The sequence below is a fragment of the Methanothermobacter thermautotrophicus str. Delta H genome (genome assembly GCF_000008645.1).
GTDB classification, from domain to species: domain Archaea; phylum Methanobacteriota; class Methanobacteria; order Methanobacteriales; family Methanothermobacteraceae; genus Methanothermobacter; species Methanothermobacter thermautotrophicus.
On the sequence record NC_000916.1, the window covers coordinates 1,535,425 to 1,551,633 of the forward strand.

At 49.2% G+C, this 16,209-nt stretch carries 19 protein-coding genes; 14 read left to right on the top strand and 5 right to left on the bottom strand.

Translation table 11 applies throughout. The annotated features are described in order from the left end of the window. Window positions 1–54: 54 nt before the first annotated feature. The 11 genes from ftsZ to fbp all read left to right on the top strand — a co-directional run bounded on the left by ftsZ (window position 55) and on the right by fbp (window position 11,091). Complete coding sequence (gene ftsZ, locus MTH_RS08025; RefSeq protein WP_010877283.1) at window positions 55–1,200, top strand: cell division protein FtsZ; 1,146 nt, start codon at window positions 55–57, stop codon at window positions 1,198–1,200. A gap of 120 nt (window positions 1,201–1,320) precedes the next feature. After that, on the top strand, window positions 1,321–1,500 hold the full coding sequence (locus MTH_RS08030) for a protein translocase SEC61 complex subunit gamma (protein WP_010877284.1): 180 nt from the start codon (window positions 1,321–1,323) through the stop codon (window positions 1,498–1,500). Between the two features lie 56 nt (window positions 1,501–1,556). Then, a complete protein-coding gene (locus tag MTH_RS08035; RefSeq protein WP_048061118.1) occupies window positions 1,557–2,036 on the top strand; it encodes a transcription elongation factor Spt5 in 480 nt (159 codons plus the stop codon). Then, window positions 2,036–2,518, top strand: a complete 483-nt coding sequence (locus MTH_RS08040) for a 50S ribosomal protein L11 (RefSeq protein ID WP_010877286.1) — start codon at window positions 2,036–2,038, stop codon at window positions 2,516–2,518. Before MTH_RS08035 ends, MTH_RS08040 begins: the two co-directional genes overlap by 1 nt. Window positions 2,519–2,595: 77 nt before the next feature. Further along, entirely contained in the window at window positions 2,596–3,234 is a 639-nt protein-coding gene (locus tag MTH_RS08045; RefSeq protein ID WP_048061119.1) for a 50S ribosomal protein L1, read from the top strand. Then, window positions 3,235–4,245, top strand: coding sequence for a 50S ribosomal protein L10 (locus MTH_RS08050; protein ID WP_010877288.1), 1,011 nt, complete (start codon window positions 3,235–3,237; stop codon window positions 4,243–4,245). A gap of 52 nt (window positions 4,246–4,297) precedes the next feature. After that, complete coding sequence (rpl12p, locus tag MTH_RS08055) at window positions 4,298–4,603, top strand: 50S ribosomal protein P1 (RefSeq protein ID WP_010877289.1); 306 nt, start codon at window positions 4,298–4,300, stop codon at window positions 4,601–4,603. An 89-nt stretch (window positions 4,604–4,692) separates the two neighbouring features. Next, window positions 4,693–7,389, top strand: coding sequence for an alanine--tRNA ligase (alaS, locus tag MTH_RS08060; RefSeq protein WP_010877290.1), 2,697 nt, complete (start codon window positions 4,693–4,695; stop codon window positions 7,387–7,389). After that, entirely contained in the window at window positions 7,389–8,684 is a 1,296-nt protein-coding gene (locus MTH_RS08065; RefSeq protein ID WP_010877291.1) for a methanogenesis marker 16 metalloprotein, read from the top strand. The genes alaS and MTH_RS08065 overlap by 1 nt, the downstream gene beginning before the upstream one ends. 39 nt (window positions 8,685–8,723) lie before the next feature. Further along, window positions 8,724–9,893 (top strand): tRNA uracil 4-sulfurtransferase ThiI, encoded by a 1,170-nt coding sequence (gene thiI, locus MTH_RS08070; RefSeq protein ID WP_010877292.1) that lies wholly within the window; start codon window positions 8,724–8,726, stop codon window positions 9,891–9,893. A gap of 100 nt (window positions 9,894–9,993) precedes the next feature. Continuing rightward, window positions 9,994–11,091, top strand: a complete 1,098-nt coding sequence (gene fbp, locus MTH_RS08075; RefSeq protein ID WP_010877293.1) for a fructose-1,6-bisphosphate aldolase/phosphatase — start codon at window positions 9,994–9,996, stop codon at window positions 11,089–11,091. Between the two features lie 49 nt (window positions 11,092–11,140). On the opposite strand, the gene MTH_RS08080 is transcribed toward fbp, so the two are convergent. From MTH_RS08080 to pgsA, 5 genes are read right to left on the bottom strand one after another with little or no spacing between them, the layout of a single operon-like run. Continuing rightward, window positions 11,141–11,596, bottom strand: a complete 456-nt coding sequence (locus tag MTH_RS08080; protein ID WP_010877294.1) for a DUF434 domain-containing protein — start codon at window positions 11,594–11,596, stop codon at window positions 11,141–11,143. Beyond that, window positions 11,593–11,769 carry a DUF434 domain-containing protein gene (locus MTH_RS09585; protein ID WP_010877295.1) on the bottom strand — a complete coding sequence of 59 codons (177 nt, stop codon included), beginning with the start codon at window positions 11,767–11,769 and terminating at the stop codon, window positions 11,593–11,595. Before MTH_RS09585 ends, MTH_RS08080 begins: the two co-directional genes overlap by 4 nt. Continuing rightward, window positions 11,769–12,422 (bottom strand): TIGR00153 family protein, encoded by a 654-nt coding sequence (locus tag MTH_RS08085; RefSeq protein WP_010877296.1) that lies wholly within the window; start codon window positions 12,420–12,422, stop codon window positions 11,769–11,771. The genes MTH_RS09585 and MTH_RS08085 overlap by 1 nt, the downstream gene beginning before the upstream one ends. 9 nt (window positions 12,423–12,431) lie before the next feature. Further along, window positions 12,432–12,665: a DUF357 domain-containing protein gene (locus MTH_RS08090; protein WP_010877297.1), complete on the bottom strand. Its 234-nt coding sequence runs from the start codon at window positions 12,663–12,665 to the stop codon at window positions 12,432–12,434. Window positions 12,666–12,680: 15 nt separating this feature from the next. Further along, the gene (gene pgsA / locus MTH_RS08095) at window positions 12,681–13,247 is read right to left on the bottom strand and encodes an archaetidylinositol phosphate synthase (protein ID WP_048061121.1); all 567 of its coding nucleotides are present in this window, start codon (window positions 13,245–13,247) and stop codon (window positions 12,681–12,683) included. A gap of 134 nt (window positions 13,248–13,381) precedes the next feature. Between pgsA and MTH_RS08100 the strand changes: the two genes are divergently transcribed. The 3 genes from MTH_RS08100 to MTH_RS08110 all read left to right on the top strand — a co-directional run bounded on the left by MTH_RS08100 (window position 13,382) and on the right by MTH_RS08110 (window position 16,074). Further along, on the top strand, window positions 13,382–14,008 hold the full coding sequence (locus tag MTH_RS08100) for an L-threonylcarbamoyladenylate synthase (RefSeq protein WP_010877299.1): 627 nt from the start codon (window positions 13,382–13,384) through the stop codon (window positions 14,006–14,008). Continuing rightward, entirely contained in the window at window positions 14,005–14,709 is a 705-nt protein-coding gene (radB, locus tag MTH_RS08105; RefSeq protein ID WP_010877300.1) for a DNA repair and recombination protein RadB, read from the top strand. Before MTH_RS08100 ends, radB begins: the two co-directional genes overlap by 4 nt. Window positions 14,710–14,916: 207 nt before the next feature. After that, window positions 14,917–16,074 (top strand): pyridoxal phosphate-dependent aminotransferase, encoded by a 1,158-nt coding sequence (locus MTH_RS08110; protein WP_010877301.1) that lies wholly within the window; start codon window positions 14,917–14,919, stop codon window positions 16,072–16,074. Window positions 16,075–16,209 lie beyond the last annotated feature (135 nt).

Sequence of the window (16,209 nt, forward strand, 5' to 3'; positions counted from 1 at the left end):
TTAAATATGTCTTATCACAATAACATATTTCATAGATAAGTGTGGGGGTAGTAATTGAAATTCATTAACGATGCCATAAAGGAATCTGAGAAAAGGGAAAAGCCATCTTCCAGCTCAATGAATTCAGAAATTGACAGGGAACTCCGGGAAATAATTGAAAATAGCAGAGCCAAGATATACGTTGTTGGGACCGGCGGGGCGGGCAACAACACCGTAACAAGGCTCAGTGAGATTGGAGTAGAGGGCGCTGAGACCATAGCCGTTAACACAGATGCCCAGGACCTCTTTTACTCCGTGGCTAACCGGAAGCTTCTCATAGGTAAGAATGTCTGTGGTGGTCTTGGAGCTGGCGGCGTCCCTGAAGTGGGAGAGGAATGCGCAGAGGAAAGTGAGGATGATATTCGCAGGGAACTCGAAGGGGCTGACATGGTCTTTGTAACCTGTGGCCTTGGGGGTGGCACGGGAACAGGGTCCGCACCTGTGATATCAAAACTTGCCAAAAAGGCGGGTGCCCTCACGATAGCCGTTGCAACCATGCCCTTCAGTGCAGAGGGCCTTAAAAGGAGGGAGAATGCTGAGAGGGGTCTTGAGAAACTCCAGAGCGCTGCAGATACAGTCATTGTCATACCCAATGACAAGCTACTGGAGGTTGCACCCAACCTGCCCCTCAACAAGGCCTTCATGGTTGCAGACGAGATCCTTGGAAGGGCGGTTAAGGGTATAACTGAACTCATAACCAAACCCGGACTGGTGAGCCTCGACTTTGCGGATGTGAGGAGCATAATGAAGGGTTCAGGAATGGCCATGATTGGAATGGGCGAGGCCGAATCCGGTGACAGGGCCCTAGAATCAGTTTATGAGGCCCTTAACAGTCCGCTGCTGGATCTTGACATATCCAATGCAAGGGGAGCCCTTATAAACATATCTGGTAGTTCAGACCTGACCCTCCAGGAGGCCGAAAGGATCGTGGAGGTTGTTGCCGAGGAACTTGATCCCGATGCAAACATAATATGGGGTGCCCAGATTCAGGATGAACTGCAGAACGTCATAAGAACGACCATCGTTGTTGCGGGTGTAAGGTCACCCTACATCTATGGGGCCCATGGCTCTGCAGAGAAGGAGTTCCTGGAGGAAAAACAGCGTGAAAAGGACTCAGTCGATGAGTCCGTCCTGGAAGAATTTATAGATGGAGTATTCTGATATTCTTCCACACACCCCCACTCAAGGAAAACCTTTATAAATCTTGAAGGATAGATTACTCCATCACTCATCCCAATCCTAGCCCTTGTTTTTTAACTATATAAATAGCGGGGATAAACCATGAAATACAGGGAGTCTATTTTAAATTTTATAAAACAGTCAAAGAGGGTATTGAGGGTTTCAAAGAAACCGAGCCGTGAGGAATACCTCAACGTGTCAAAGGTAACCGGTATAGGTATAATAATAATAGGCGTCATTGGATTCATAATAAGTATAATTGCCCAGCTCCTCGGGGGCTAGCATCTGGATGGGTTAAGGTCTGTAGAGTGAATTATATATATGAGGTTGTGTTCTTAATGGAAGATAGTAAAAATTCCATCTATGCCCTTAAGACCTCTGTGGGTCAGGAGAAAAATGTGGCCAGGATGCTTGCAAGAAAGGTTAGGGATAGTGGTATAGAGATAAACGCTATTCTTGTCCCGGAATCACTGAGGGGATACATCCTGGTGGAGTCCTCATCAAAGATTGACATGAGAAACCCTGCAATAAGGGTACCCCACCTCAGGGGTGTAGTTGAAAGTAAAACAGAGGGTGAGGCCGAGATCGACTTTGAAGAGGTTAAAAGGTTCCTCAAGCCAGAGCCCATAATATCATCCATTAAGAAGGGAAGCATTGTTGAACTCATATCCGGACCCTTTAAGGGTGAAAGGGCAAAGGTTATCCGCATAGATGAGTCAAGGGAGGAAGTTGTACTTGAACTCATAGAGGCGGCCGTGCCCATTCCAGTAACTGTTAAAGGTGATCAGATTAGAATAATACAAAAGGAGGCTGATTAATGGCTAAAGAAACCGTTGAAATTCTTATTGATGGTGGAAAAGCCACTCCAGGACCACCTCTGGGTCCTGCGATTGGTCCGCTTGGAATTAACATGATGCAGGTAGTTGAGGAGATAAACCGCAAGACAGCTGACTTTGAGGGGATGAAGGTCCCTGTAAAGATCATAGTGGACACTGATACAAGGGACTTTGAGGTTGAAGTGGGTACCCCTCCAACAACTGCCCTCATCATGGATGAACTCAAGCTGGAGAAGGGGTCCCAGGATCCAGGGATGGATAAGATAGCAGACATTTCAATGGAACAGGTGCTGAAGATCGCCAGGATGAAATTCGATGCGCTCCTCTCAAATGACTACAAACGTGCAGTCAAGGAGATAATGGGTACCTGTGTCAGCATGGGTATAACAGTGAACGGTAAGGACCCCCGTGAGGTTCAGAGGGAGGTTGACCAGGGAGTCTATGATGACCTCCTCACATCATAAAAATTTATAAATCTTGAAAACCACATAACTAACCCCATCATATGAACTTATTTTTTGAAGTTCATGGAGGATTCAGAATGCAACAAGAGATAATGGAAGCGGTGAAGAAGGCCAAGGAACTTTCAAGGCCGAGAAACTTCACACAGTCCATGGATGTTATTCTTAACATCAAGGACCTTGACGTCAATAAACCAGAGAACAGGTTTGACGAGGAAGTTTCTCTACCCAACGGCCGCGGTAAGGATGTGAAGATTGCCGTGATCGCCGATGGGGAACTGGCCCTCCAGGCTAAAAATGCAGGGGCCGACCTTGTGATAACCAAGGATGAACTTGAAGAACTTGGCAAAAACCGTAAGGAAGCAAAGAAACTTGCCAACCAGTATGAATTCTTTGTGGCTCAGGCAGATATGATGCCCCTGGTGGGTCGATTCATGGGGCCCGTTCTCGGACCCAGAAAGAAGATGCCCAAACCGGTGCCAGCAACAATAAACCCGGAGCCCATCCTGAATAAACTCAGGGACACGGTTAAGGTTAGAATCAAGGACCAGCCAGTGGTTCATACAGTGGTTGGTACCGAGGACATGGACGATGAGAAGCTTGCCGAGAACATAGAGGCGGTTCTTCAGACAATCGACCGTAAACTTGAGAAGGGAAGAAACCAGTTAAAGTCCATGTACGTTAAGACAACCATGGGCCCGGTAGTGAGGGTGATTTAAATGGCTCACGTGGCTGAATGGAAGAAGAAAGAGGTTCAGGAGCTCCATGACCTTATTAAAGGTTATGAAGTGGTTGGTATAGCCAACCTTGCAGACATACCTGCAAGGCAGCTCCAGAAGATGCGCCAGACACTCCGTGACAGTGCACTCATCAGAATGTCCAAGAAGACCCTGATCAGCCTTGCCCTTGAGAAAGCTGGCAGAGAACTTGAAAATGTTGATTCACTCTCCGATTACATGGAGGGGCAGCCTGCACTCATATTCACAGACATGAATCCCTTCAAGCTCTTCAAGATCCTTGAGGACAGTAAAACTCCTGCTCCAGCCAAACCAGGGGCCATAGCCCCGGATGACATAGTTGTCCCCAAGGGGGATACCGGATTTGCACCGGGCCCGATACTGGGTGAACTGCAGCAGATAGGTATCCCTGCCAAGATCGAGAAGGGCAAGATTGTGGTTTCAAATGACCACGTCGTTGTGAAGGCAGGGGAGGAGATTCCCCCCAAGGTGGCCGGGATATTAACCAGACTTGACATACAGCCACTTGAGGTGGGAATAGATCTCAGAGCAGCCTATGAAAATCAGACCGTCTACACTGCAGACGTACTGACCATCGATGAAGAGAAGACCCTGTCTGATATCCAGAAGGCATTTTCACAGGCATTCAACCTCTCAGTCAACGCTGTTATATACACCAGGGAGACAATGCCTGCTATCATCCAGAAGGCAGCTTCAAAGTCATTCAACCTTGCATACAATGCATCAATACTCACATCAGAAACAACAGACCTCCTGCTTGCAAAGGCCTATGCACAGATGCTTGCACTGGCCGCTGCAGCTGCGGAGATTAATGATGAGGCAGTTGATGATGAACTGAAGGAGAAGCTGTCTTCAAGGGCAGCAGCACCAGCCCCTGAAGAAAAAGAGGAAGAGGTTGAAGAAGAAGCTGAAGAGGAAGAAGAAGAGGAAGAAGAGGATGCAGCAGCCGGTCTCGGCGCACTCTTCGGATGAACACTTTACTGGCAATAGTTAACCCATAAAAAATAAAATTTGAGGTGATCATATGGAATACATATACGCAGCAATGTTATTGCACACAACAGGTAAGGAAATCAACGAAGAAAACGTTAAAAGCGTCCTTGAAGCAGCAGGCGCTGAAGTGGACGATGCAAGGGTCAAGGCTCTCATAGCAGCCCTTGAAGACGTTGATATCGAAGAGGCAATGGAAACAACAGCTGTAGCAGCAGCACCAGCAGCAGCTGCAGCACCAGCAGCAGCCGAAGAGGCTGAAGAAGAAGCTGAGGAAGAAGAGGAAGAAGAGGAAGCTGAAGAGGAAGCAGCAGCCGGTCTCGGCGCACTCTTCGGTTAAATCCCCCTTTATTTTTTTCCTCTGCCACTCTGTAATGGCAAAAAATTTATTTTTCTTAATTCTGATTCTATTTATAAAAACTGTTTTCAATGATTACCATGTCCCATCAGCTTGAAAAACTTGGATACAGAAAGTATGAATGCAGGTCCTGTGGAAACACCTTCTGGTCTATGAAGGAACGTGCAACATGTGGAGACGCCCCCTGTGATGAATACGGGTTCATCGGTAACCCTGCCACAGACAGGAGCTATGACCTCTATGAGATACAGGATAAATTCATGGAGTTCTTCGCCGAAAGGGGCCATGAACCCATCAGGAGGTACCCGGTACTTGCAAAACGCTGGCGGGACGACGTATTCCTTGTCGGGGCATCAATATACAACTTTCAACCATGGGTCACATCTGGCCTGGTGAAACCCCCTGCAAACCCCCTCGTGGTTGCGCAGCCATCAATAAGACTCAATGACGTTGATAATGTTGGAAGAACAGGAAGACATCTCACATGCTTCACAATGGGGGGTCATCATGCATTCAATTCTGAGGATAACACTGTCTACTGGGAAGAAGAAACCATAAAGTACTGTCATGACTTTTTAACACATATAGGTATTGATCCATCTGAGATAACATTCATAGAGTCCTGGTGGCAGGGAGGTGGAAACGAGGGGCCCTGCTATGAGGTATGCGTCAGGGGCGTTGAACTTGCAACCCTCGTCTTCATACAGTACCGCACCCTCCCTGATGGTGGCAGGGAGGAGATCCCCCTCAAGATAGTTGACACAGGCTATGGCCTTGAAAGGTTCGCCTGGATATCACAGGGGACACCAACAGCCTACGATGCCTGCCTTGGCCCGGTAATCGAGAAACTGGTCGAACTGACAGGCGTGAAGATCGATGAGGAGATACTTGCAGAGAACGCCCAAGTGGCCGGAATGATGGACATAGAGACCTACGCTGATTTAAGGGAACTCAGGAAGAGGGTAGCGGATAAACTTGGCATCTCAGTGGAGGAACTGGAACGTGCAGCCGCCCCAATGGAATCAGTTTACGCCATAGCCGACCATACAAGGTGCCTCGCATTCATGCTTGCAGACGGGGTCATACCCTCAAACGTGAAGGAGGGATACCTTGCAAGGCTCATAATCAGGAGGACCCTGAGGCTCATGAAGGACCTTGGTATGAAGGAGTCACTTAAGGATATAATGAACATCCAGGTGGAGTTCCTTGAGGGCCACTACCCTGAGATAAGGAGTCATCATGAGCACATACTGAACATCATCGACCTCGAGGAACACCGCTATGCAAGGACAGTGAAGAGGGGCCGCAGGATTGTTGAGAAGACAATAAAATACCTTAAAAGGGATGGAAAAGCAGAGATGCCCCTGGAAATCCTCATAAAACTATATGACTCCCATGGAATCCCCCCTGAGACCATCGGTGAGATAGCAGAGGAATCCGGTTTTCAGGTTAAAATTCCAGACAACTTCTACACCCTCGTAGCAGAGAGGAATGAAACAGAAACCGAGATGCCGGAGGAGGATGTACACCTGGACTACCCGGCAACAGAGCTTCTATTCTATGATGAACCCGATGACCTGGAATTCCAGGCAGAGGTCATAGGCATACATGAGAATGGCCTGATACTCGACAGAACACTCTTCTACCCTGAGGGAGGTGGTCAGCCCTCAGATACGGGATACATTACAGCTGAAGGCTGCAGACTCAGAATAAAACATGCAGAGAAGATAGGTGCCGTTGTTGTTCACAGAACAGACGATGAAATCTGCATAGAACCTGGAACAACCATCAGGGGATTTATTGATTCAGATAGAAGGCTTCAGCTCACAAGAAACCATACAGCAACCCACCTCATAGTTTCAGCGGCAAGAAAGGTCCTGGGAGACCACATATGGCAGGCAGGGGCCCAGAAGGGAGTTAAAAGTTCACGCCTAGACCTGTCCCACTACAGAAGAATAACACTGGAAGAGCTCCAGGAGATAGAGAGACTTGCAAATGAGTATGTCATGATGAACGTACCCCTGAAGGTCAGGTGGATGGACAGGGACCTTGCAGAGAGGAAGTATGGATTCATACTGTACCAGGGCGGAGTTGTACCCGGCTCCAGGATAAGGGTGGTTGAGATTCCAGGTGTGGATGTCCAGGCCTGTGCAGGTACCCATGTCCACAGGACAGGGGACATCGGACTCATCAGGATAAACAGAACAGAACGCATACAGGATGGAGTTGAGAGGATAGAGTTCTCTGCCGGATCAGCAGCCATTGAGATCATGCAGAAGACAGGGGACATCCTGAGGGAGAGCTCAGACATATTCAAGGTCACACCATCACAGCTTCCAGGGACCTGTGAAAGGTTCTTCACAGAGTGGAAGGCCCTCAGAAATGAGGTCTCACGCCTCAAGGAGAAGGTCGCGTCACTGAAGATCCTTGAGATGAAGGATAGGGCTGAGAGGATCAATGACCTAACGGTGATAATCGACACCGTCGATGCAGATATGGATGAGATGAAGAACATGGCCCTTGAACTATCAGCCACAGTCGACGCCGTTGTCCTGGCGAACCCTGAAGGCAAAATCGTCGGAGCAGCATCTGAAGATGCTGTAAAGGCAGGTTTGAGGATCAACGAGGTCATATCACAGGCTGCAGCCGTGCTTGGAGGTGGAGGTGGAGGCAGACCTCACCTTGCACAGGGAGCAGGGCCCGCGACCGATAAAGTGGATGAGGCCCTTGAGGAGGCGAGAGCTGCACTCAGTACTGTGAGGAACTGATGTCATTGTGGCCGAACCGTTCGAGGAACTGGCGGGTTCACTGTGACTGCAGGGGGTTTAATTTGGACAGGCACGTCTCTGAGATAAACGAGAGAATACTTGAAGGGGATGCAGCTGTCTTCACAGCAGATGAGATAAAGGACATGGTCCGTGATGGTGACGTCCCATCAGCTGATGAGGTTGACGTGGTAACCACAGCCACCTGTGGTGTCATGTCAGGCACAGCAGCGGTCATGCACCTTAGAGTGTCAGAGCCGGGCTCCTTCCGCAAGGCAGCCAGTGTTGAGCTGAACGGAATACCTGCCTATCCTGGCCCATGCCCAAATGAGAACCTCGGGTCGGTCGACCTCTTCATCTACGGGACCGGTCACAGCAGGGAGGACCCTGACTATGGGGGAGGTTTTCTGTTCAGGGACCTACTCCTGGGATCTGAGGTCGAGGTCAGGGTCACGTCTGTGGAGGGCAGGGTGGTTGAGTCAACGGTCACCATGGATGATATTGAAACAGCCAGGATAGTTGGTACACGCATGGCCTTCAGGAATTACACAGCCCTTGTCAATCCAGGAGAAACACCAGTGAAATCCATATTCAATGCATTTGAAATGCCAGAAAATTGCGGCGGTCTTTCCTTCTCTGGCTGCGGTGACATCAACCCCCTTGAAAACGATCCATCAATGGAGACCGTCCATCAGGGTACCGGGGTGCTTCTGAACGGGGCCAGGGCCATAGTACTGGGAGAGGGTACAAGGAGTAGCCCCATAAAGCCGAACCTCATGCTCAGCGGCGACCTCCACGACATGAAACCCCGTTACATCGGAGGATTCCGGACAGCAGCAGGTCCAGAGATATTTAACACAGTGGCGGTTCCAGTACCGGTAACATCAGAAAGGGTTCTTGAGAACCTCATGGTACTTAATTCAGATATAAAACTTCCTGTTGCTGATGTAAGGGATCGTTCAAGGGTTATAACTGAGATAACCTATGAGGATGTTTGGAGTGGTGACGTGAGACCTGTCCACCACCCAGAGAGGTGCACAGACTGCGCGGTCTGCCTTGCAGCCAGGAGGTGCCCCACACATGCCATCGATAACGGCCTGGACCTTGACAGGTGTTTCGGCTGTGGAGTATGCGCATGGTCCTGTCCTTCAGGAGCATATGAGATGGATACCGGGACAGTCAGGATAGGTGAACTGGCAGTGCCCATCATATGCAGACAGTCAGACAGGTTAAGGGCCCGCGAACTATCCCTGGAACTCAAAAAGCTCATAGAAAACGGGGATTTCCTCATGGGATGAGCGAATGGTTTTGGATGAGGTATAGATGATGGGGGTGTTATGATTCTTGATTATGATGTTATACTTGCACGCTACGGTGAGGTCGCCATCAAGGGCCCCTCAGTGAGGAGAAGATTCGAAGGAAAACTTCTCCATAACATAAAGTCGGCCTTCAGCTGCAGAGCAGAGCTCAGACATGGAAGGATATTCATTTTTCCTGAAGACATGGATGAAGCCCTTGATAGACTCTCAAAGATATTTGGTATCGTGTCATTTTCTCCGGCCGTAACAGCTGAGACGGGTTTTGATAGCATAGAGGATTCACTGAGGGAATACATCCATGAGCTGAGATCTGAAGGTCTCCTCACCAGCAGAACACCCTTCGCCATAAGGTGCCGCAGGGTTGGTGAGCATGATTTCACGAGCCAGGAGATGGCGGCATTTGCTGGGTCAGTTGTTGTGGGGGAGATCGGTGCTCCGGTTGACCTCGGAAACCCTGACCTGGAGATTCACCTCGAGATAAGGGAGGATGAGACCTACATCTACCACAGGGTAATACCAGGACCAGGGGGTCTTCCTGCAGGGACTCAGGGAAAGGTTGTGGCACTCCTATCAGGGGGCATTGACTCGCCGGTGGCCACCTACCTGATGATGAAGAGGGGATGTCAGGTAGTGGCGGTCCATATGGACAATGCGCCCTTCACAGGTGAGGAAGCAGAGGAGAAGGTTGAAAAGATCGCTGCAAAGCTCGCAGAATACTCTGCAGGTGTTGAATTCAAACTGAGGACCTTCAGTTATGGAAGATATCTTGAAAGCTGCCGTAGAGGGGCTCCCGAGAAGATGACTTGCGTGCTCTGCAAATTCGGGATGTACCATCTTGCAGAGATGGTTGCAGAGGAGGAGGGGGCCCTTGCAATAGTCGATGGGAGCAGCCTTGGTCAGGTGGCATCCCAGACCCTCCCGAACATCCTTGCCACAAGGATGGGTGTGAATATTCCCATTCTGAGCCCCCTGATAGGCATGGATAAGGTGGAGATAGAGAACCTTGCAAAGAGGATAGGCACCTACGATATCTCCGTGATACCAGATGGGGGCTGTAGCGCCGTGCCGGCCCACCCATCAACAGCCTCGCCTCCAGAGGCAGTCATGGAGGCATCTGAGAAGATCAATGTTAAGGAAGAAGTTGCGGAGATCTTCAGGAAGGGCTCAAAGACGAGGATATTCAGCTGATCCACGGAGTAGGGGTGGGTGGATAACTTTTTAAATAATCAGATCCACATTTTATATAAGATCCATTTCATCAACTCACTATCTTCTGGAGGTGTAATACATGAAAACAACCATTAGTGTAATTAAAGCAGACGTTGGAAGTGTAGCCGGTCATGCAGTTGCCCATGAAGCTTTAAAGAAGAAATGCGACGAGATACTGGCCGGCGCAAAGGAGACCGGAATCCTTGAGGATTACTATATAACCAACTGTGGGGACGACATAGACCTCATCATGACCCACAGAAACGGTGAAGAAAACGAGGAGGTCCACCAGACAGCGTGGAATGCTTTCAGGGAAGCGACAGATGTTGCAAGAGGTTTAAAATTGTATGGGGCTGGACAGGATCTCCTTTCAGATACCTTCTCAGGTAACATAAAGGGTATGGGTCCCGGCTGTGCCGAGATGGAGTTCAAGGAGAGGCCAAGCGACCCTGTTATAATCTTCTGCTGCGACAAAACAGAACCGGGTGCCTTTAACCTCCCACTGTTCAGAATGTTCGCTGATCCATTCAACACAGCGGGTCTTGTGATCGACCCCTCACTCCACAATGGATACGAATTTGAGGTCTTTGACGTCGTCGAACACAAAAAGGTTACAATGGCATGTCCTGATGAGATGTACGACCTCCTGGCGCTTCTCGGTTCAATCAGCCGCTATGTCATCAAGAGGATACACAGAAGGGACGATGGTGAAATTGCAGCCTCAGTGAGTACAGAGAGGCTGAACCTCATGGCAGGTAAATACATAGGTAAGGACGACCCGGTCGCAATAGTCAGGGCACAGTCCGGATTCCCTGCAGCAGGTGAGGTCGTTGAGCCCTTCGCATTCCCCCACCTCGTCGGCGGATGGATGAGGGGATCCCACAACGGACCACTGATGCCTGTGGCCCAGAGGGATGCAACACCCGTGAGATTCGATGGACCACCAAGGGTCATAGCCCTGGGATTCCAGGTAGCTGATTGCAAGCTTGTCGGACCCGTTGACATGTTTGATGATCCATCCTTTGACCGCTCAAGGCAGCTCGCCTCTGAGGTTGCAGAGTATATGAGGAGGCACGGTCCATTTGAGCCACACAGGCTCCCATCAGATGAGATGGAATACACCTCACTACCCGGTGTGCTTGAAAAACTCGGCGACAGGTTTGAGGATATGGAATGATCTTTCCCTAAGATCTCATATCATTCCATTTTCAGGAATTCAGGATCTCCTAACCTTTAATTCTTTTTCTCTCCTTCATTATCTCCTGGGGTATGTCAACAACTCTCTCAACAGAATCAACCACAGCACCATCCGCTGTTGCAACAATGCCATCAGATTCCCTGAGCCTCCTGTCCACACAGTCTGAGAGCACGGCGCAGCCTTCAATACCCCTGGACTTCATCAGCTCCTCAACCAGTCCCCTGAGCCTCCCGCTGTGACTCACATTCCTGTCAAAATAGAATATGGCCCTTCCCACCCCTGAATCAGCAAGGAAATCAATTATAAGATCCAGTGCCCTCAGGGTGCTGTCACCCATCCTGTAACTGCCGGAGACGCCCCTTGTATCCCTCAGGAAACCATCCTGAGCCAGGAAAAACTGATCTGTGAGAAGGCTTTCTGTACCTATGAGCACATTGTACCCATCAATAAAAACAGAGGAGCCACGGAGGGAGTTTCGGTTCACCCTGCGGATCTTCTCCTTGCCACGGTTTCATCTGAGAAGACGCACCTGGCAAGGTAATTTCGCTCCTCCCTTCCAAGAAGATAGTGGTTCGCAACGAAGTTCAGGGCCACACGCTTACGGTAGCCCCTGTTAAGGAGGTAGCGCAGATCCTCGGCAGCCATTTCAAGGGACATTAACCTCTTCTCTTGGCGATTATTATGAGGGCACGGTCGGAGGCATCCTCAGCCCTGTCTGAAATGTTTGCAACCTTACGGGTTATCTCCTTCATGTCCAGGAACTTGACAACACCTATCCTGTCCTGGCGGTAGGCGGAATACAGGCCAGTTATGATCTTCCTCTCAATTATATCGGCCTCATCCTCAAACCTTTCGATTTCATGAACCTTCCTCATGGCCTCCCCCAGATCAGTTTCAAGGGATTCAACACACTCATGGAGGGCCCTGATGGTCTTTCCTGTAACCTTCATCATAGCCCTGAAGTCATCCCTGAACTCAGCAGGGAATGCGACCTTACCGAGAGACACCGTGAAGGCCGCTGATTCGATAACATCCGCAACCTTGTCTATGCTTTCAACGAGCATTATACGGTCCTCCCTGTCAAATGGGAGGAAGGCACCCTCATAGAATTCAAGTTCCATCTTTCTCCTTATCTCATCCGCCTCATGTTCCTTTATGGCTATCTCCTTTGTGAGTTCGGAGACCAGTCTGCAGTCCCCCCTGTAGAATGCCTCCATCAGTTCCTCGAACTTCAGGTAGCATTCCATGACCTTTTCAAGGTGCTGACGCCCATGCTTTTCCACTTTACTTTCCTTCAGGAAAAATTTCATTTTATCCCATCATATTATCCTGTGAAGCATCCTGAGGCTGTCGAGAAGGCCATGGGCATAGGTTATGCATCCGAATGATGTGATGTGGTCCCCCTTCTCAAGGTAGTAGACCGAGTCATCCCTGTAGTTCAGAGCCCTCTCAACGACAGCCTCCTCATCATCACTCAATTTTATGGATTTCATTTCCATTAAATTTTTCTCAAGAAGTTCAAGATCCTTTTCTATACGTTCCCTGCAGTCCATTGAAACATCCCTCCATTATTTCAGCCTTTGCCACACGTAGATCATCCTCTGGATCATGGTAAAGTAACCGAGAGCTGCGAGCACAATAATCGCAGCGTCCATGAACCACGGATGGATAAGGTACCCTGCAAGGGACCCTGCAAGGATTATAATGATTCTCTCAGCCCTTTCAGCGATTCCAACAGCGCATTCAATGCCCAGAGATTCTGCACGGGCCCTCACATAGCTCACCATGAGTCCGGAATGGAGTGCGAGGAGCCCGGTTAGCAGTCCTGTGAATCCCCCCGCGGTTATCCCGATGATGATTATACCATCGGAGAGTCTGTCAAGGGTAGAGTCAAGGAAACCACCGAAGGCTGTGGGCCTGAATCTTCTCCGTGCCACGGCCCCGTCAAGCACATCTATGAATCCACTTGCTGCAAGCAGGGCCGCTCCAGTGATCAGGCTTCCAGATGCATATCCTGCGCTGGCAGCACATGCAACAAGGAAACCCGTCAGTGTTATGTAATCTGCTGGCAGGGCAATTCTATCTGCAATGGGGTCAATGAATCTCCGGATCACCGGTCTGAACTGGTTTAACATGGACTCATTTATATCTGGCACAGATATATATGATTAGGTGTGCCGGTTTTCGTGGTGTGGTGGTTGACATAAAGGTTTGCAATGATCACCCTGCCGGTTTTCGTGGTTGTAGTGGTTGATGTAAAGGTGTTCCGATGCTTATCAGAAAAATTACAAGGAAGAATCCCTCCCCTGACGTTCTGGAGGAGGCAATATCTGTGATGGAGGGGGGCGGGATCGTTATATACCCCACAGACACAATATATGGCCTCGGAGTTAATGCACTGGATGAGGACGCGGTAAGAAGGCTCTTCAGGGTCAAGGGGAGGTCACCCCATAAACCGGTATCAATATGTGTATCCTGTGTTGATGAGATTCCCAGATTTTCAAGGCCATCCGGGGATGCGATGGAGTTAATGGAGAGGATACTCCCGGGTCCCTACACGGTGGTCCTTGAGAGGAATGAGCTCATCCCCGATGTGATAACAGGGGGATCGTCGAGGGTGGGGATAAGGGTCCCGGACGATGAGATATGCAGACGTATCGCAGCAAGGTTTCCGGTGACAGCCACCAGTGCAAATATATCAGGTAAACCGCCCTCACCAAGGCTTGAGGAGATTGTCAGGGACCTGGATGCTGTGGACCTGGTGCTTGATGCAGGGGACTGCCTGGACATGGAGCCATCCACTGTGATTGACCTCACAGTAAACCCTCCAAGGGTTCTGAGGAGGGGTAAGGGTCCTCTTGACCCTGTACTCCTGAGAGGGGCTGGAGATGTATGAAGAAATTAAGGGATATGGGTGAAAACCGGAGGATACCCACGGAGTCCTCCATCGACAGGATACTGGGAGGGGGTGTGGAAAGAAGAACCATAACACAGTTCTATGGACCCCCCGGCTCAGGTAAGACCAACATAACCATCAAACTCGCGGTTGAAACTGCAAGGAGGGGTAAAAACACGGTTTTCATTGATACAGAGGGCGGTCTTTCTGTTGAGAGAATAAGACAGGTCTCAGGTGATATATTCGACAGGGTTGCAGATAGCATCATAGTATTTGAACCCTCAAGCTTTACAGAGCAGGGTGAGGCACTTCAGAGGACATTTTCATTCCTCAAAACACATGGGGACTCAACTGACCTGGTGGTCCTTGACTCTGCGGTCGCCCTCTACAGATTGAAGGAGGGCAATGCATCCAGCTTTAACCTTGACCTTGGAAGGCAGATGTTCCTCCTTCTACAGATGGCCAGAAGGTTTGACCTTGCAGCTGTCATAACCAACCAGATATACTCCATTACGGGGGACGATGGAAGGGAATATGTGAGTCCTGTTGGCGGCACCCTCCTCCGTTACTGGTCCAAGGTCATGGTCGAGCTTGAGATGGGTGAGAGACCTGGTGAGAGATTCGCTGTTCTCAGGAGGCACAGGAATCGTCTGGAGGGTTCCCGTGTGGGGTTCAGGATTGTTGCTGATGGCATTCTATGAACCATGACTGGACTGTTTTTAGCCAGCTGTAGGATAATGTGGCCTGATTTTATTACAGAGGCTCCTCTGGTAAACAAAGTTTATTAAGAGGTTTGTTTAATATGGTATAAGAAACCCTAAAGTGGAGTTTAATTGAGGTTCAGCCTCGGGTAGGTAAGAGAAGCCTTCTTCTCTTTCGCATGGATACTCCTGTGCTGATGTGATAAAATGATTTCTCCTAAAAAATATGCTAAAGCTGCAAAAGTGCCACCAAATGGCTTTAAAACTTCAAATGAGTTTTTTAACTACGTCTTTAAGGATAAAGAAATGATATGGATGGGTCAGAACACCAACCATCTTCATGATCACTCTGAAATAGCGGAAGCCATGATTGAATGCATAAATGAGGGCAGCTACTGCAAGTATCCACCACCTGAAGGCTTTCCTGAGCTTAAGGAACTTGTACTGAAGGATCTGGGCCTTGGTGATGACTTTGAGGCTCTGATAACTGCAGGGGGTACTGAGTCACTCTACCTGTGCATGAACGATATACTTGAACCCGAGGATAATGCCATAACCTGTGACCCGGGCTACCTGATAATTGACAATTTCGCAAGCAGATTTGCATGCAGCGTAAAATCGGTTCCCATATACAGCAGTGAATGTGACTACAAGTTAACACCCGACCTTGTACTTGAAAACATGGACCGCGACACCCGTCTCATATCACTCATAGATCCCCTGAATCCGCTGGGTTCCTCGTATACAAGGGATGAGATAAAGGCATTCGCTGACATAGCTGTGGACCATGACGTTTATCTACTCCACGATATAACCTACAGGGACTTTGCAAGGGAGCACCACCTCGCAGCAGAATATGCACCCGAGCACACGGTTACTGTCTACAGCTTCTCCAAGATATGTGGAATGGCAGGTCTGAGGATAGGTGCAATTGTTGCAACATCCGATATCATTGAATCAGTCAAGGGTATAGTCATAAATGATCTCGGTACAAATGTTGTCTCACAGGCAGGTGCAATTGCAGCCCTCAAATCAAAGGCTAAATGGGTTGAAAGGATACGTAATGAGACCCTCGGTAATCAGAAGATCATTAAGGCTGCCGTCGATGAGGTGGAAGGAGCCTTCCTCCCGGTTTATCCATCAAATGGTAACATGATGGCCATCGACATATATGAAACAGGGGTTAACCCCGTTGACCTTACAGACTACCTGCTTAAGCGGAAGATCTTCGTGAGGCAGGGCGCCTACACCAGCAAGATATTTGGTGATAGGTACATACGCCTCAGCTTCTCAATACCAAGAGAGCAGGTCGAGATATTCGCTGAGAACTTTGTGGATGTCATGGAATTCCTGAGACCATCCTGATAACCCTTTCTTTTTTCAGGCCTTTAGAATTTAATAAAGGCAGATGTCTTTGAGGTAATATGCATCCGATGATCTTCTGAATATTCTCTTCAACAGCTATTCACAGGGATATCCAGATTGCTGGCGTTCAGGGGT

Excerpts from the sequence above, each read along its gene's own strand:
- MTH_RS08030 (WP_010877284.1), top strand. The coding sequence starts at position 1,321 with ATGAAATACAGGGAGTCTATTTTAAATTTTATAAAACAGTCAAAGAGG.
- MTH_RS08035 (WP_048061118.1), top strand. The coding sequence starts at position 1,557 with ATGGAAGATAGTAAAAATTCCATCTATGCCCTTAAGACCTCTGTGGGT.
- MTH_RS08040 (WP_010877286.1), top strand. The coding sequence starts at position 2,036 with ATGGCTAAAGAAACCGTTGAAATTCTTATTGATGGTGGAAAAGCCACT.
- MTH_RS08045 (WP_048061119.1), top strand. The coding sequence starts at position 2,596 with ATGCAACAAGAGATAATGGAAGCGGTGAAGAAGGCCAAGGAACTTTCA.
- MTH_RS08050 (WP_010877288.1), top strand. The coding sequence starts at position 3,235 with ATGGCTCACGTGGCTGAATGGAAGAAGAAAGAGGTTCAGGAGCTCCAT.
- rpl12p (WP_010877289.1), top strand. The coding sequence starts at position 4,298 with ATGGAATACATATACGCAGCAATGTTATTGCACACAACAGGTAAGGAA.
- alaS (WP_010877290.1), top strand. The coding sequence starts at position 4,693 with ATGATTACCATGTCCCATCAGCTTGAAAAACTTGGATACAGAAAGTAT.
- MTH_RS08065 (WP_010877291.1), top strand. The coding sequence starts at position 7,389 with ATGTCATTGTGGCCGAACCGTTCGAGGAACTGGCGGGTTCACTGTGAC.
- thiI (WP_010877292.1), top strand. The coding sequence starts at position 8,724 with ATGATTCTTGATTATGATGTTATACTTGCACGCTACGGTGAGGTCGCC.
- fbp (WP_010877293.1), top strand. The coding sequence starts at position 9,994 with ATGAAAACAACCATTAGTGTAATTAAAGCAGACGTTGGAAGTGTAGCC.
- MTH_RS09585 (WP_010877295.1), bottom strand. The coding sequence starts at position 11,769 with ATGTCCCTTGAAATGGCTGCCGAGGATCTGCGCTACCTCCTTAACAGG.
- MTH_RS08085 (WP_010877296.1), bottom strand. The coding sequence starts at position 12,422 with ATGAAATTTTTCCTGAAGGAAAGTAAAGTGGAAAAGCATGGGCGTCAG.
- MTH_RS08090 (WP_010877297.1), bottom strand. The coding sequence starts at position 12,665 with ATGGACTGCAGGGAACGTATAGAAAAGGATCTTGAACTTCTTGAGAAA.
- pgsA (WP_048061121.1), bottom strand. The coding sequence starts at position 13,247 with ATGTTAAACCAGTTCAGACCGGTGATCCGGAGATTCATTGACCCCATT.
- MTH_RS08100 (WP_010877299.1), top strand. The coding sequence starts at position 13,382 with ATGCTTATCAGAAAAATTACAAGGAAGAATCCCTCCCCTGACGTTCTG.
- radB (WP_010877300.1), top strand. The coding sequence starts at position 14,005 with ATGAAGAAATTAAGGGATATGGGTGAAAACCGGAGGATACCCACGGAG.
- MTH_RS08110 (WP_010877301.1), top strand. The coding sequence starts at position 14,917 with ATGATTTCTCCTAAAAAATATGCTAAAGCTGCAAAAGTGCCACCAAAT.